Source organism: Streptomyces sp. NPDC046349, from assembly GCF_055587885.1.
Genome location: NZ_JBVJFK010000003.1, coordinates 602120 through 616557 on the forward strand (window position 1 = coordinate 602120; position 14438 = coordinate 616557).

Annotated in this window: 10 protein-coding genes; 7 read left to right on the forward strand and 3 right to left on the reverse strand. The window is 75.2% G+C overall.

All coding sequences use genetic code 11. The features are described 5' to 3' along the window. Positions 1–59: 59 nt before the first annotated feature. Positions 60–797: a VOC family protein gene (locus tag ACZ6JS_RS09830; protein WP_469297116.1), complete on the forward strand. Its 738-nt coding sequence runs from the start codon at positions 60–62 to the stop codon at positions 795–797. Here ACZ6JS_RS09830 and ACZ6JS_RS09835 read toward each other — a convergent pair. Together ACZ6JS_RS09835 and ACZ6JS_RS09840 are read right to left on the reverse strand one after the other, a co-directional pair. Continuing rightward, positions 784–2004 carry a molybdopterin molybdotransferase MoeA gene (locus tag ACZ6JS_RS09835; RefSeq protein ID WP_469297117.1) on the reverse strand — a complete coding sequence of 407 codons (1221 nt, stop codon included), beginning with the start codon at positions 2002–2004 and terminating at the stop codon, positions 784–786. The two genes, ACZ6JS_RS09830 and ACZ6JS_RS09835, sit on opposite strands and share 14 nt — an antisense overlap. 171 nt (positions 2005–2175) lie before the next feature. After that, positions 2176–3507, reverse strand: a complete 1332-nt coding sequence (locus ACZ6JS_RS09840) for an MFS transporter (RefSeq protein WP_469297118.1) — start codon at positions 3505–3507, stop codon at positions 2176–2178. A gap of 100 nt (positions 3508–3607) precedes the next feature. Between ACZ6JS_RS09840 and ACZ6JS_RS09845 the strand changes: the two genes are divergently transcribed. From ACZ6JS_RS09845 to ACZ6JS_RS09860, 4 genes are all read left to right on the forward strand, one after another. Next, complete coding sequence (locus ACZ6JS_RS09845) at positions 3608–4693, forward strand: DUF5937 family protein (protein WP_469297119.1); 1086 nt, start codon at positions 3608–3610, stop codon at positions 4691–4693. 131 nt (positions 4694–4824) lie between these two features. After that, entirely contained in the window at positions 4825–6045 is a 1221-nt protein-coding gene (locus ACZ6JS_RS09850) for an NAD(P)/FAD-dependent oxidoreductase (protein ID WP_469297120.1), read from the forward strand. Beyond that, a complete protein-coding gene (locus ACZ6JS_RS09855) occupies positions 6042–6194 on the forward strand; it encodes a hypothetical protein (RefSeq protein ID WP_469297121.1) in 153 nt (50 codons plus the stop codon). Before ACZ6JS_RS09850 ends, ACZ6JS_RS09855 begins: the two co-directional genes overlap by 4 nt. A 170-nt stretch (positions 6195–6364) precedes the next feature. Beyond that, on the forward strand, positions 6365–6739 hold the full coding sequence (locus ACZ6JS_RS09860; RefSeq protein ID WP_469297122.1) for a hypothetical protein: 375 nt from the start codon (positions 6365–6367) through the stop codon (positions 6737–6739). 9 nt (positions 6740–6748) lie between these two features. Here ACZ6JS_RS09860 and ACZ6JS_RS09865 read toward each other — a convergent pair whose 3' ends face one another. Further along, positions 6749–6994, reverse strand: coding sequence for a hypothetical protein (locus ACZ6JS_RS09865; RefSeq protein ID WP_469297123.1), 246 nt, complete (start codon positions 6992–6994; stop codon positions 6749–6751). Between the two features lie 311 nt (positions 6995–7305). Between ACZ6JS_RS09865 and ACZ6JS_RS09870 the strand changes: the two genes are divergently transcribed. After that, a complete protein-coding gene (locus ACZ6JS_RS09870) occupies positions 7306–9690 on the forward strand; it encodes an MMPL family transporter (protein ID WP_469297124.1) in 2385 nt (794 codons plus the stop codon). Next, positions 9687–14306 (forward strand): type I polyketide synthase, encoded by a 4620-nt coding sequence (locus ACZ6JS_RS09875; RefSeq protein WP_469297125.1) that lies wholly within the window; start codon positions 9687–9689, stop codon positions 14304–14306. The genes ACZ6JS_RS09870 and ACZ6JS_RS09875 overlap by 4 nt, the downstream gene beginning before the upstream one ends. Positions 14307–14438: the final 132 nt, after the last annotated feature.

Below are 14438 nucleotides of genomic sequence, written 5' to 3' on the forward strand. Positions count from 1 at the left end.
AGGCGGCCCCGTCGTCCGCCCCGCGGTGGGAGCTCCGAACGGCCCATAGGATCAGCGTCATGGCGACACGACTTGTGCAGATCAACATGAAGGCCAAGGACGACTCCGCGCTCGGGCGGTTCTGGGCGGAGGCGCTCGGTTGGGGCGTCGACAGCGAGGGACCCGGTGTGACGAACCTCGAGCCCGTGGGCTTCGCCTACCCCGACCCCTCGGCCGTCTGCATCGACATCATCGCCCGCCCCGAACCCAAGACGGTGAAGAACCGGGTACACCTCGATCTGGCCACCACCTCGGCCGCCCATCAGGCGGAACTGGTGGCTCGCCTGCGGGACTTGGGTGCGACTCTCGCCGACGTGGGTCAGGGCGACGTCCCCTGGACGGTCATGGCCGACCCGGAGGGCAACGAGTTCTGCGTCCTGGAGCCCCGTGCGATCTACCGGGACACCGGGCCGATCGCCGCGGTGGTGGTCGACTGCGCCGATCCGCGGGCGATGGCCCGGTTCTGGGACGGGGCGATGGACTGGAAGCTCCACGAGGTCGGCGACGACCAGGCGACCATGCGGTCCGCCCAAGGCGTGGGCCCCTACCTGGAGTTCGTCCGCACGCCCGACAGCAAGACCGTGTGGAACCGCGTCCACCTCGACGTCAGGCCCTACCCCGGCGACGACCCGGCAGCGGAGGCGGCGCGCCTGCGCGCCCTGGGTGCCACCGACCCGGGTATCGACCAGTCCGAAATCCACTGGACGATCCTGGCCGACCCGGAGGGCAACGAGTTCTGCCTCCTCACCCCGGGCTGAGCACGGGGGCCGGGCTGCCCTCCGTCCACTCCGGGGAAAGGACGGCGAGGGCGTCCGCGGCGGCGGCGCCCCGCAGGAAGGCCGCGCCGTGGCCCGCGGTGACGCGGGCTCCGGTGCCCTCCCAGGTGACGGGGACCAGCCGGGTCAGTCCTGGGGCGGGCCGCACGGTACCCGTCACGGGCACGTGCGGCAGCGGATCGAGAGCCCGGCCGCAGAGGCCCGCGAGGAGCGGGCCCAGAAGGGTGTGCGCGGCGACCAGAGCCGCGTACGGGTTCCCGGGCAGCCCCACCACCCAGCGGTCGGTCGGGAGTTCGGCGAGCAGCATCGGGTGGCCCGGGCGGCAGGCGACCGTGTCGACGACCATCCGGGCCCCGGCCTCGGCGAGCAGCCGGCGCAGCTGGTCGGTGGCGCCCGCGGAGGTGGAGCCGGTCACCGCCACGACCTCGGTGTCCCGCGTGCCGTGCACGGCCGCGGCCAGCGACCCCGCCGGCCGGTCGCTCACGTGCCGTACCCCGCGGCTCTCGCCGCCCAGTACGGCGACCAGGGCGGGCAGGGCCGGTCCGAGTGCGTCGCGCACCCGTCCGGGACCGGGCGGCCCCGCGAGGTCCAGTTCGTCGCCGGTGACCAGGACCCGGACCCGGGGCGCGGGCCGCACCGCCAGGCTGTCGTGACCGCAGGACGCGGCGAGCCCGAGCAGCGCCGGGCCGATCCGGGTGCCCGCCGGGACGAGACCGCTGCCGGCCGGGGCGTCCTCGCCCGCCCTGCGGATGTGCCGGCCCGGTGGCGGCACGGGTCCGGCGACCCGGCCGTCGGCGCCGGACAGGGCCGCTTCCACCGGTAGTACGGCGCATGCTCCCGCCGGGACCTGCGCCCCGGTGGAGATCTCCACGCACTCCCCCGCGCCGAGCGCGCCCTCCCACACGGTGCCCGCCCGGACGGCTCCGCGGATCCGCCACGGCCCGGGGCCCGCGACCGCGTAGCCGTCCATGGCGGCAGTGTCGAACGACGGCAGCGGCTGCCGGGTACGCAGGGTCTCGGCCAGCGTGAGCCCGAAGGCGTCCGCGAGCGGCACCGTACGGGCGGCCGATGGTCGCGGCGCCGCGTGCGCGAGCATCCGTGCCCGCTCCCAGGGCAGTTCCCGGCGCCGCGGTGACGCGGCGGGTACGGCTACGGGCCAGGTTGCGGTGGCGACGGTCGCGGGAGGCATGCGGTGACTGTCGCCGCGCGGCGTTTCGGGGCGCCACCGGCGGGGTTGCCGCGGTGCACCGAACCGCTCACGGAGCGAGTGGCCCGGGTGTGAGCCGCCCGGACACCCGGCAACGTCCCGTGAGGGCTGTCCCGTAATCCCCGGCCGGCCCACGACGCCGGCTACGGCGCCTCACCGGTCCACCGGTGACTGCGAAGGGCCCTCAGGCGAACGACGGGTGGGTGGACGGTGGGGACATGCGAGGCCCCTCCCCGCATGTGGCATGGCCCGTACCCGCTCAACCTGGTGAGTGCGAGGCGCCGTCGCGGCTGCGTCCTTCTCGGTGGCGACGGCCGAGGCGGAGAGCAGGGTCGCGCCGGCGAGGCTGCCCCAGAGGGCGGCCGGGCCGTGTGGTGCGAGAGCGGTGATGACCGCCGGGGAGACGGCCAGCCCGAAGCCCGTGGAGAGCTCGAAGCGGGCGAGGACGCGCCCGAGGGCCCCGGCCGGGGCGAGGGTGGTGACCAGCGCTGTGGCGCTGCCGGCGTAGATGATCTCGCCGATGGTGCAGGCCACGGACACCGCGGCGACGGCCGGGGCGCCCCAGCCTCCCCCCAGCGAGGTTGCCGCGAGGAACCCGAGGTAGGACGCGGCGAGCACCACGCCGCCGAGGGCCAGGACCGTCCGCCGGGGGAAGCGGGACATCCACACGGTGACCGGGACCTGAAGGGTGACCACGAGCACCGTGTTGCCCACGAAGACGGCCGCCGACCACACCGGGGAGGCGTGCAGTTGCGTCACCAGCACCAGGGGGAGCGCGATCTCGGGGACGTTGAGGCAGAAGACGTAGACCACGTTGGCGGCCAGCAGGGCGCGCATCCGGGGCGCGGGCCCCTCGGCCGCGTCCCCGGCCGGGGCGGCGGCCGGACGCGCGTACAGGCGGACCGACCACGCCAGGGCCGCCGCGGTGAGGTAGGCGATCCCGGTGGCGGCCGCCATCGCCTGGAGTGCCGTGGCGCCGCCGGCCAGGCAGGCGGTGGCGAGGAGCGCTCCCGCGCCCAGGCCGGCGTTGCGCAGGGCGCGGCCCGCCGCGAGGGCGGTGTCGCGTTCCCGGCCGTGGGCGACCGTGGCGACCAGGGCCGCGTGGGCGGCCGGCCAGGCCTGGTTGCCGACGCCGAGGAAGAGCGCCGCCGTCGCGAACGGCCAGACGTGCCCGGCAGGGGTGGCCAGCAGCAGCACCACACCGACGGCCCGTACCAGCATCGACGCCGCCACGACGGTGCTGCGTGCACCCCGGTCCAGCCACCGGCCCACCGCCGGCATGCACACCAGGCCGATGACGATGCCGGCCGTCATGGCGATGCCGGTCACCGGAGCGGACAGCCGCAGCACCATCACCCCGTAGAGCAGCAGGAAGGGCCGCAGCAGGCCGGTGCCGAGCGCGTCCACGACCAGGGCGACGGCGTAGCGGGGGCCTCCGGAGGCGCGGACCAGGGCCCGGGGCCGGATCTTGGTGATGGTTTCCATGGCGTCACACTGCGTCCGGGCCGCCGGGCCGGACACGCGGGTTGACGGACATCGTCAACCCGGTGACGTGGCGGGCGGTCCGGTCGGGGATGCTGGGCGGGTGACGTTGAGGATCGACATCGGCGGCCTGCCGTCCGGAGGGTTGCGGTTCGCCGCCTCCCCGCTGGCCGAACTGACCGCGATGCTGCACGTGCTGGCCGAGCCGGGGCACCATCCGCAGCTCGCCGGCTGGGCCGGCGAGGTGGGGGCCGGGATGCCGCCGGAGCTGGCCGAGCGCCTGCGGGAGGCGGACTTCCTCTGGCGCTCCTCACAGGCCGACTTCCTGCTGCCCGCCCGGCCCCGGCCGACCCTCGCCGAGGAGTTGGACGATGTGGACCGGATCGACGACGAGAGGTACGTGACGGCGGCGCTGGTCACGACGTGCGGCAGCAACCGGATCCGCTTCGGGGCGCCTTCGCCGCTGACCGACCGGGCCGCGCGGGAGCGCGCCCTTGACCTGGCGCAGGCCCGCGGCGTACGGCAGGAGGACTTCGCGGCCCGGCTGCTCGCGGACCCGGCCGCGGTACGGGCGCGTGTGCGCGAGACCCTCGAGCGGTGCGCCGAGGCCTTCTTCGACGCCGCCTGGGCGGACGTCGCCGCACGGCTCGCCACCGACCTGCGCGTGAAGAACGACCTTCTCAGGCGGCACGGCACGGAGGCGGCGCTCGCCGCGGTCTCCGGCGCGGTCTCCCTGGCACCGGACGGCGGCCACATCGTCGTGGACAAGCTCCCGGACAAGGCAACCTCCGCCCAGGGCACCGGAGTCACCTTCATACCCAGCGCGTTCGGCGGCCCGCACCTCGCGGTGGTGCACGCCCCCGGCTGGCAGCCGGTGGTGCAGTACCCGGTGGCGGAGCCGGATCCGTCGGAGCCGGTGTCGCTGGAGACGGTCACGCTCCGGCTGGAGGCGCTCGCGCATCCGGTACGGCTGCGGCTGCTGCGCACCCTGGCCCGCGGCCCGCACACCACCCGCGAACTGGCCCACGCCTGGGAGCTCTCACCGCCGGAGGTGTCCCGGCACCTCGCCGTCCTGCGCCGCGCCGGCCTTCTCACGGCCCGTCGGCGCGGTCGCTACGTCCGCTACACCCTCAACCTGCCCGATCTGACGGCGCTGGGCGCCGACCTGCTGGCGGCCGTACTGCGCTGAGCGGCCGCGGGCCGGGCGCCGACGGAGGGCCGAACGGCGTGGCGCAGGTCACACGACTCCTGTTGTCACAGCGCACGGGCCACCGGTGTCTTGTGCCCGGAAGCCGACAACGAGAGAACGGGAAGCCCACCATGACCGAGAACACCGAAGTCATCGTGATAGGCGGCGGATACGCCGGCGTCATGGCCGCCAACCGGCTGACGCAGCGCGCCGACGTGACCGTGACGCTCGTCAACCCGCGCCCTTCCTTCGTCGAGCGGATCCGCCTGCACCAGCTGGTCGGCGGCACCGACGACGCGGTCGTCGAGTACGCGGACGTCCTGGGCCGGGGCGTCCGCCTCCTGGTCGACACCGTGACGGGCATCGACGCGGCGGCGCGCCGCGTGACGCTGGCGTCGGGCGACACGGCCGCCTACGACTACCTGGTCTACGCCGTGGGCAGCGGCAGCGCCGACCCGGGTGTGCCCGGGGCCGCGGAGTTCTCCTACCCGATCAACAGCCTCGAGGAGGCGCAGCGGCTTCGGCCGGTGCTCGTGGCCGCGCCCGCGACGGCGGCGGTGACGGTGGTCGGGGCCGGTCCGACCGGTATCGAGACCGCCGCCGAACTGGCGGAGCAGGGCCGGCCGGTGACCCTGGTCTGCGGCGGGCTGCTCGGCCCGTACCTGCACGCCCGGGGCCGGCGCTCGGTCACCCGGCGGCTGGCCGGGCTCGGTGTGACCGTGGTGCAGGGGCACGGCACGAAGGTGACGGCCGTGACGCGTGACGCCGTGCGTCTGGCCGACGGCCGCGAACTGCCCAGCGAGGTGACCGTCTGGACGGCCGGTTTCGGTGTGCCGGACCTGGCCGTACGCAGCGGGCTGAGCACCGACGCGGTGGGCCGCCTGCTCACGGACGAGACGCTGACCAGCGTGGACGACGACCGCATCGTCGCGGCCGGCGACTCGGCGGCCCCCTCGGGCCTGCCCCTGCGGATGAGCTGCCAGGCGGCGATGCCGCTGGGCGCACGGGCCGCCGACACGGTGCTCAGCCGGCTCGCGGGCGAGCGGCCCGCACCCCTCAACGCGGTGTTCGCGGGCCAGTGCATCAGCCTCGGCCGCCACGCGGGCATCTTCCAGTTCGCCCGCCGCCACGACGTCGCGCTCGGGTTCCACATCGGCGGCCGCGCCGGTGCGAAGGTCAAGGAGTTCATCTGCCAGGGCATCGTCAAGCACCTGGCCGGCGAGGCCCGCGAGCCCGGCGCGTACGGCTTCCACCGCCTCCCGGGCGGCACCAAGCGCCGGGAACTGCTCGCGGCAGCCCCCGCGGAAACCGCCGGCACGGAGGCCGTGCGGAGGGCGAAAGTGCTCCGGTGAACACCGTGGACCCGGCGCCCCGCCGGCACCCTGCGCCCGTACGGGACCTGCCGGCACCGGACCCGCGCGCCCGGGGCGTCGTCCCGGACTTCGCGGGGATGCAGGAACTGGTCGCCGACCTGACGAGCTGCGGCACCGCGTCGACGTAGTGATGAGCGCGCTGGAGACCTCCCGGGGAACTGATCGGGCGGGCCGCCGAGGAGGGGCTCGTCACGGCGGAAACCGCGGCGGAACTCCATCGGAGCCGGCTGCTGCGCGACGCGCTCGCGCGGGGCGCGGCCACGAGCGCGCCCTCGGCCCGGCGGGGGCCGTCGCCCGGGTGCGGGCCGTCTTCGAAGCCGTCTCCCTCCTCCTCGCCCCTTCCTCCGCCTCCTCCGCGGAGGAAGGGCAGCCGGGAGCCCCGTTGGCCCGGCTGTGGGACGAACACGTGCGGGCGCCGTTCCCGGCGAGCTTTCGCGGCGTGGACATCGAGGGGGTGGAGCTGATCCTCCTGGACGCCGAAACGGCCGCCCTCGTGCAGAGGGAGCTCACGGGAGGGCTCGACGACTGCGGCACGGCCGGCCTCTGGAAGTGCATCGCCGACCTCGACAAGGCCGTGCCGTTGATCGACGAGGAGTACTGCGCCGCATATTTCGCGAGACTCCGGACGCTGGCCGGACTCGCCGCGGCGCGCCACATTCCCGCTGCGACCTGACACACGCCCTCATTTTCCGGGCCTGACCTCCGAGCCCCCCTTAGGCCGCTCCTCGAATTCCGAATTCTTCACGGTCACGGTCAAATGCCCCGTGTGAATGGCACCGGAGCCGTCCGGGGGAAGGAGCAGGACGGCCGGCCGCTCAGGGGTGACGGGGTCCGCCATCGAGGTCGCCAGCAGTCCGATGCCGCTGCCCACCAGCGCCACGGAGACTCCGGCCAGGACGACACCGCGGATCCAGGAATACTCGAACACGACGATTCTCCGATTCTCCGTCCGAGGGAGCCCCCGGGATTTCCCGGTGGAGGCATACGTCAAATACACCCGGCGCGCGCACCGGCGTCACGCCCCGGGAACGCGTGACTTGACGTCCGCGACCGGTCCTGTCACCGCTTCCGGCACGCCGAATCGGAGCCCTCTTTTCCGGAATGTCAAGTGACGAATGGCCGGGACTACGGTCCCTCCCCTGCCCCGGGCAGGGTGGCATTCGACCGTCCTGCGGAAGAGCAGGAGCGAATCGCCGTCCGGACCGGAGGCCCCCGATGTTCCGTCGTGCAGGGAGTTTCGTGACCCGTCGTCCCCGACTGGTCCTCCTCGCCGCGCTCGTGTTCCTGGTGTTGTCCGCCGTGTTCGGCGCGGATGCCACCGGCCGGCTGAAGACGCAGGGGTACGACGATCCGCGGTCCGAGTCCAGCCGCGCCGCGGCCGTTGCCGCCCGGCACTCGGGGGCCTCCCCCAACCTTGTCGTCGTCGCCGAGGCCCGTGGCGGCACTGTCGACAGCCCTGCCGCCCGGAGCGCGGGCGAGGCCCTGACCAGGCGTCTCACCGCCCAGCCGGACGTGAGCGCGGTGTCCTCGTACTGGACGGGCGGCGCGGCGGGGGGCGCGGCCGAGCTGCGCAGCCGGGACGGCCGGGCGGCCATGCTGGTCGCGCACGTGGACGGCGAGGGGGACCGGCTCGCGGCGCGGGTCGAGCGGCTGCGGGAGGAGCTGAGCACCCCGGCCGGCGCCGGGACGACGGCGCCCGCCCTGACGGTGCACGCCGGAGGGCCCGCGCTCGTCGACGCCGAGCTCCAGCACCTCTCGGAGTCCGACCTGAAGCGGGCCGAGGCAGTCGTCCTGCCCGGCACCCTGATCCTGCTGGTCCTGGTGTTCGGCAGTGTCGTGGCCGCCGCCCTGCCCCTGCTCATCGGCGTCCTCGCCATCGCCGGGACGCTGCTGGCACTGAGCGTCCTCGGCAGCGTCACCGACGTGTCCGTCTTCGCGCTGAACCTCACCACGGCGCTCGGCCTGGGCCTGGGCATCGACTACGGCCTGCTGGTCGTCTCGCGCTTCCGCGAGGAACTCGCCGGCGGCTGCAGTCCGCGCACCGCCGCCGTGCGGACCGTGCGCACCGCCGGTCACACGATCGCCTTCAGCGCGGCGACGGTCTCGGCCGCGCTCGCCACCCTGCTGGTCTTCCCCCCGTACTTCCTGCGCTCCTTCGCCTACGCGGGCATCGCCGTCGTGCTGATAGCCGCGGTGAGCGCCGTGACGGTGCTGCCGGCCCTGCTGGCCCTGCTCGGGAAGCGGGTGAACGCCTGGGCCGTGCCCTGGCGGCGCCGGGTCCGCTCCGGGTCGCGCTCGCGGCTCTGGGAGGGGCTGGCGCGCATCGTCGTACGCCGTCCGCTGCTGGCGGCCCTGCCGGTGATCGGCCTGCTGGCGCTGCTCGCCGGGCCGTTCGCCCATGCCGGCTTCGCCACTCCCGACGACCGGGCGCTGCCGAAGGACTCGGCCGCCCGGCTGACGGGTGACCTGGTGCGCGACGCGTTCGACATGAAGGGGGCCGGCGCGCTCACCGTCGTCACCACCGCTGCGGCGTCCCCGTCGGCGCGGGAGGACCACGCCCGCAGACTCTCCGCGCTGCCGCAGGTCGCCCAGGTCGTGACGCCCGAGGGCACCTTCCGCGACGGGGCGCCCGCTGCGGTCCCCGGCTCCGCCCGGTCAGCGGGGGCCCGGCCCGCCGCTGTCGCCGCAGGTCCTGCCCGGCTGTCCGTGGTGCCTCTGGTGGACCCCCAGTCGCGCGCCGCCCAGCAGCTCGTCCGCGACATCCGGGCGACCCCCGGTCCGTCCGGCGCCGACGTCCTCGTCGGCGGGCCGAGCGCGGTGCTGGTCGACGCCAAGGACACGGTCGGTGACCGGATCCTGCCGGCCCTCTGCCTGATCACCGCGACCACCTTCGTGCTGCTGCTCGGCTTCACACGCAGTCTCCTGCTGCCGTTGAAGGCCATCGCCCTGAACGCCCTGAGCCTCGCGGCGGTCCTCGGCGCCATGACGTGGATCTTCCAGGCGGGCCATCTGCAGCACCTGCTCGGCTTCACCCCCGGTCCGCTCAGCACGACCATGCCGGTCCTGCTGTTCTGCATCGTCTTCGGACTCTCGGTGGACTACGAGGTGTTCGTCCTCGCACGCATCAAGGAGGCCCACGACGCGGGGCAGGACAACGCCTCCTCCATCGTGTCGGGCATCGCCCGCACCGGCGGCATCGTCACCGCGGCCGGTGCCCTGCTCGCCTTCACCCTGCTCGGCTTCGGCACCTCCCGGGTCTCGCTCCTGCAGTTCTTCGGGATCGGCGCGGGCCTCGGCGTCCTCCTCGACGCGACGCTCGTACGGGGCGTGCTCGTACCGGCGCTCATGCGCCTGGCGGGCGGCCTGAACTGGTGGGCGCCGTGGCCGATTCGGCGCAGGGCGCCGCGCCCGGTCTCCCATCCGCCCCCGGGCGGCGCCGCGGGCCCGCCGCGGCCCGCTCGGCCGCCCTCCGCGGCCGCCGTTCCCCCGCCCGCAGGCGCCGCCGACCGCGAACGCACCTCCGCCGACACCGCATCCAGCGCCCGCACCACATCCACCCGCACCGTTCCTCCCGCCCCGGCAGCCGTCCGGGCCGGGCACCACGACAAGGAAGACCCGTCATGACTGACATCGCCATCGTCGGACTCGGCTGCCGCTTTCCCGGCGCCCACGACATCCGCGCCTACTGGAAGCTCCTGATGAGCGGGGAACGGCAGTTCTCCGCGGTCCCCTCGGAACGCTGGAACCACGAGGTCTTCCACGAGCCGGGCAACCCGTCGGCCCCCCACGCCTCCTACACCGACCAGGTCGCCTTCCTCGACGACGTGGACCGCTTCGACGCGCTGCACTACGGGGTGCCGCCATCCCGTGCGCGGGCCATGGACCCGCAGCACCGGCTGATCCTCGACGTCACCCGCGAGGCCCTCGACGACGCGGGAATGGGCCGGAGAGACTTCGACCGGGAGAACACCGGGGTCTTCTGCGCGATGTCGGTGTCCGACTACAAGGACGTCATGACGGCCCCGATCAGGGCCATCGCCCTGGCCGACCAGGCGCGGCGGTCCGCGGCCGGCGACGACGGCCTCCTCGAGGCGGTCAGGGAGCACGCCGGACGACTCGGCACCGTGCAGCCCTTCAGCCTGCCCGGGAGCCTGCTCAACATGGCCGCCGGTACCGTCAGCCGGCAGTTCGACCTCGGCGGCCCCAGCTTCGCCGTCGACGCCGCCTGCTCCGGCTCCCTGGTGGCCCTGGACCAGGCCGTCGCCCAACTGCGCCAGGGCGGCTGCCGGATCGCGGTCGTCGGCGGCGTCTACCTCAACCTGACCCCCGACAGCCTGATCGGCTTCTCCACGCTGCGCGCACTGTCCGCCACCGGGGTGTGCCGCCCGTTCGACGAGGAGGCCGACGGCTTCGTGCTCGGCGAGGGCGCGGGCGCGGTCGTCATCCGGCCGCTCGCCGACGCTCTCGCCGCCGGAGACCGCGTCTACGCCGTGGTCAAGGGCGTCGGCTCGGCCAACGACGGCGCGTCCCCGGGGCCGCTGGCACCCGCCCCGGAGGGCCAGCTGCGTGCACTGCGCCGGGCGTACGACGACGCGGGAGTCCCCCCGTCGTCCGTGGGCTTCCTGGAGGCCCACGGCACGGCCACCCGGTCCGGTGACCGCGCCGAGGTCGAGGCGCTGCGCCGGCTGCGCACCGAGCATCCCGACGACGACCCCTCGCTGTGCTACCTCGGCGCCGGCAAGGCCCTCATCGGGCACTCCCTGGCCGCGGCGGGCATGGCGGGACTGATCAAGACGGCCCTGGTCGTCCACCACCGCACGATCGTGCCGCAAGCCGGCACCACCCCCCATCCCGACCTGGGCGTCGGCGCCGCGGGGCTGCGGTTCGCCGAGACCGCGCGGCCCTGGCCGCGTACGGGCGGCGCCCCGCGCCGGGCGGCGGTCAGCTCGTTCGGCTTCGGCGGTACCAACGTCCACGTGGTACTGGAGGAGGCGCCCGCGCCTGCGCCTGTACCCGCCCCGGGCCGGCCGGCGGCCGTCGGCGGCGCGGAGGCGGCACCGCAGCTCGTCCTGCTCTCGGCCGGCGACGCCGAGCTGCTCGACCTGCACATCGGCGACGTACTGGCCGCGGTGGAGCGCGCCCCGGGCACGCCGATCACGGCGCTCGCGCACACCCTCGGCGGACGTGAGCCGCTGAAGGCCCGCCTCGCGATCGTGGCCGCCGACACCGACGAGTTCGCCAGGCGCTTGCTGCGCGCCCGCGGGCTGCTCGCCGACGGTACCCGCGGCGACCTCGGCGAGGGCTCCTTCGCGGCGGACGCCCCCCTGCCGCCCGCGCAGCGCCGCATCGCCTTCGTCTTCCCCGGTCAGGGCAGCCAGCGGCCGGGCATGATGCGGGACCTGTACGAGCGGTTCGCCGCCTTCCGGACCGTGGTCGACGCGCTCGGCTCCGTGGCCCGCGGCGACGCGGCCCTCGGCCTCGACCTCGCCGAGCTGCTGTACGGCGGGGAGGCGGCCTCCGCGGGCGGCGAGGAGCTCAGGCGGCGGCTCGCCGGCACCGAGGTGTGCCAGCCGCTGCTCGGCACCGTGCAGATCGCCGCCACCCGTCTGCTCGCCGACTGCGGTGTCGCCCCGGACCTGGCGCTCGGCCACAGCGTCGGCGAGTTCGCCGCGGCCGCCGCGGCCGGAGCGCTCACCGCCGAGGAGACCGTCCGGCTGCTGGTGCGCCGGGGCGCGGCCCTGCGGCGGGCCGAGAGCGGTCTGCCGGGCGGGATGGTCGCGGTGCAGACCGACGAGGAGACCTGCCGACGGCTTGTCGCCGGGATCGACGACGTCTGGCCGGCCTGCTTCAACCAGCCGCGGCAGGTCGTGGTCAGCGGCGCGCCGCAGGGTCTCGCCGACCTTCGGCGAGCCTGCGCCGACGCCGGCATCGCCACCGCGGCGCTGGAGGTGTCCGGCGCCTTCCACTCGCCGCGGCTGGCCGGCGCCGAGGAGGCCGTGCGCGCGGACCTCGCCGGCCGCCGTTTCAGCCCTCCCCGCCTGCCGTTCGTCTCGTCCGTCAGCGCGGCGGTGTGCGGCGATCCTGAGGAACTGCGCGAGCTGTGGGCCCGGCACGCCTCGGCGCCGGTGCGGTTCGGCGACGCCGTGCGCGCCTCGTACGACGCGGGGGCGCGCCTGTTCCTCCAGGTGAGCGGTGGCGGCTCGCTCGTCGACCCGATCCGCCGCAACCTCGCCGACCGGGAGGACGTGCACGTCGTCGCCGCCGGCGGCGCGGCACCGGACGGCGGACGGGCCTTCGTGCGGGCCCTGGCCGGGCTCGCGGTCCTGGGCGTCCCGGTCGATCCGCGCGTCCTGGTGCCGGCGGATGAGCGAAGGCCGGTCGATCTGCCGGTGGCCAGGCTCGCCGCGCAGTCGTACTGGGCGGGGCCGGCTCCTTCGAAGGCGGCCCCGGCGGAGGCAGCCCCGTCGAAGGCCGCCCGGGCCGACGTGCGCCCGGCCCGGCCCGCGCCGCCCGAGGAGATCCCTGCGGCCGACGACCCGGCGCTGCACCCCCTGGACGATCTGCGGCAGCCGGTCCGGGAGCAGGCGGACCTCGTGTCCCGCCTCCCCGCGGGTTCCTCGCAGGCCGGCGCACCGGCGTGCGGGGAACCCGCGCCGGCCGGGGACGTCGGCGAGGTCACCGGGGCCGTGTTCGCGCACATAGCCAGGGTCTCCGCGTTCCCGGTGGGCCACCTGAGCCCCGAACAGCTGCTGATCGACGACCTCGGCTTCGACTCGCTGATGCTGACCGACCTGTTCACGGCCCTCCAGCGGCAGTGGCCGCTGTGGGCCTTCGACGAGCGGGACGCCGACCGTCCGACGGTCGGGGGCCTCGCGGCGGCGGTTGCGGGCGCCGCCGCGGCGCCCGCGCCGGGAGCCGTTCCGGAGCAGCGCGCGCAGGGCGGCGCGTTCCCGCCGCCGGCCGGGGACCCGCCCGCGGACCCGTCGGCGCCGGCCGCCTCGGAGCCCGTACCGCTCCCCGAGGAGCACACGCGCATCGACCGCTTCCCGGAAGTCACCGCCCACGCCGAGCGCGTCGGCACCCTTGCCAGTGCGGGAGTGTCCAACCCGTACTTCCTCGTGCACGAGGGCGGTATGACGGACACGACCGTCGTCGGCGGCCGGGAGCTGCTGTCCTTCTCCGGCTACAACTACCTGGGCATGGCCACGCACCCCCGGGTGAACGAGGCCGCCAAGCAGGCGATCGAGGCCTACGGCACCTCGGTGTCCGCGAGCCGGCTGCTGTCCGGCAGCCGCCCCCTCCACCTGGAACTCGAGGCCGAGCTCGCCGACCTCCTCGGGTGCGAGGCCTCGGTAACCCTGGCCAACGGGCACGCCACCAACGTCACCGTGATCGGCCACCTCGTCGGCCCGGGCGACCTCGTCGTCCACGACGCCCTGGCCCACGACAGCATCCTCCAGGGCTGCCGGCTCTCGGGCGCGACCCGGCGGCCGTTCCCCCACAACGACGCGGCCGCCCTCGACGCCCTGCTCGCACAGGTCCGACACCAGTACCGGCGGGTCCTCGTCGTCATCGAGGGCGTGTACAGCATGGACGGCGACATCGCCGACCTGCCCGCCCTCGTCGCGGTCAAGCAGCGGCACGGTGCGCTGCTGATGGTCGACGAGGCGCACAGCATCGGAACGACCGGCGCGACGGGCCGCGGCGTGGGCGAGCACTTCGGCATCGACCGCCGGGCCGTCGACCTGTGGTCGGGCACGCTGTCCAAGGCCCTCGCTAGCTGCGGCGGCTACGTCGCCGCGAGCCGCCCGGTCGTCGAGTACCTGCGCTACACCGCTCCGGGCTTCATCTACAGCGCGGGCATGACTCCGGCGGACACCGCCGCGTGCCTGGCCTCGCTCCGGCTGCTGCGCGACGAGCCGGAGCGCGTGGCCCGGCTGGCGGAGAACGCCGCGCTGTTCGTCCGCCTGGCGCGCGAGGCGGACGTGGACACCGGGGACGGCCACGGCACCCCGGTCGTCCCATGCATCGTCGGGGACTCGCTGAAGGCCCTGCGCCTGGCGCAGGCCCTGTTCCGGCGGGGCGTCAGCGTCAACCCGATCCTCCACCCCGCCGTACCGGAGGAGATGGCGCGGCTGCGGTTCTTCGTCACGCGGGACCACACGCCGGGGCAGATCCGGCACACCGTGACCGCTCTGGCGCAGGAGCTGCGGCAGCTGGACGCGGTGGGCGCCGTATGACTGCGCCGCCGGACACCCGCGTTCGCGGGCGACCGCGCCGGGCCCGTCCGCCGGCGAGGCCCGGCGGCCCCGCCGCGGCCCGCCGGGGGCCGGAACGGGCCGGTCGGCCGAGCGCCCCTGCCGGCAGCACTG

Bases quoted from the DNA above. Each gene is read 5' to 3' on its own strand.
- ACZ6JS_RS09840 (WP_469297118.1), bottom strand. From the start codon at position 3,507: ATGGAAACCATCACCAAGATCCGGCCCCGGGCCCTGGTCCGCGCCTCC.
- ACZ6JS_RS09850 (WP_469297120.1), top strand. From the start codon at position 4,825: ATGACCGAGAACACCGAAGTCATCGTGATAGGCGGCGGATACGCCGGC.
- ACZ6JS_RS09875 (WP_469297125.1), top strand. From the start codon at position 9,687: ATGACTGACATCGCCATCGTCGGACTCGGCTGCCGCTTTCCCGGCGCC.
- ACZ6JS_RS09835 (WP_469297117.1), bottom strand. From the start codon at position 2,004: ATGCCTCCCGCGACCGTCGCCACCGCAACCTGGCCCGTAGCCGTACCC.
- ACZ6JS_RS09830 (WP_469297116.1), top strand. From the start codon at position 60: ATGGCGACACGACTTGTGCAGATCAACATGAAGGCCAAGGACGACTCC.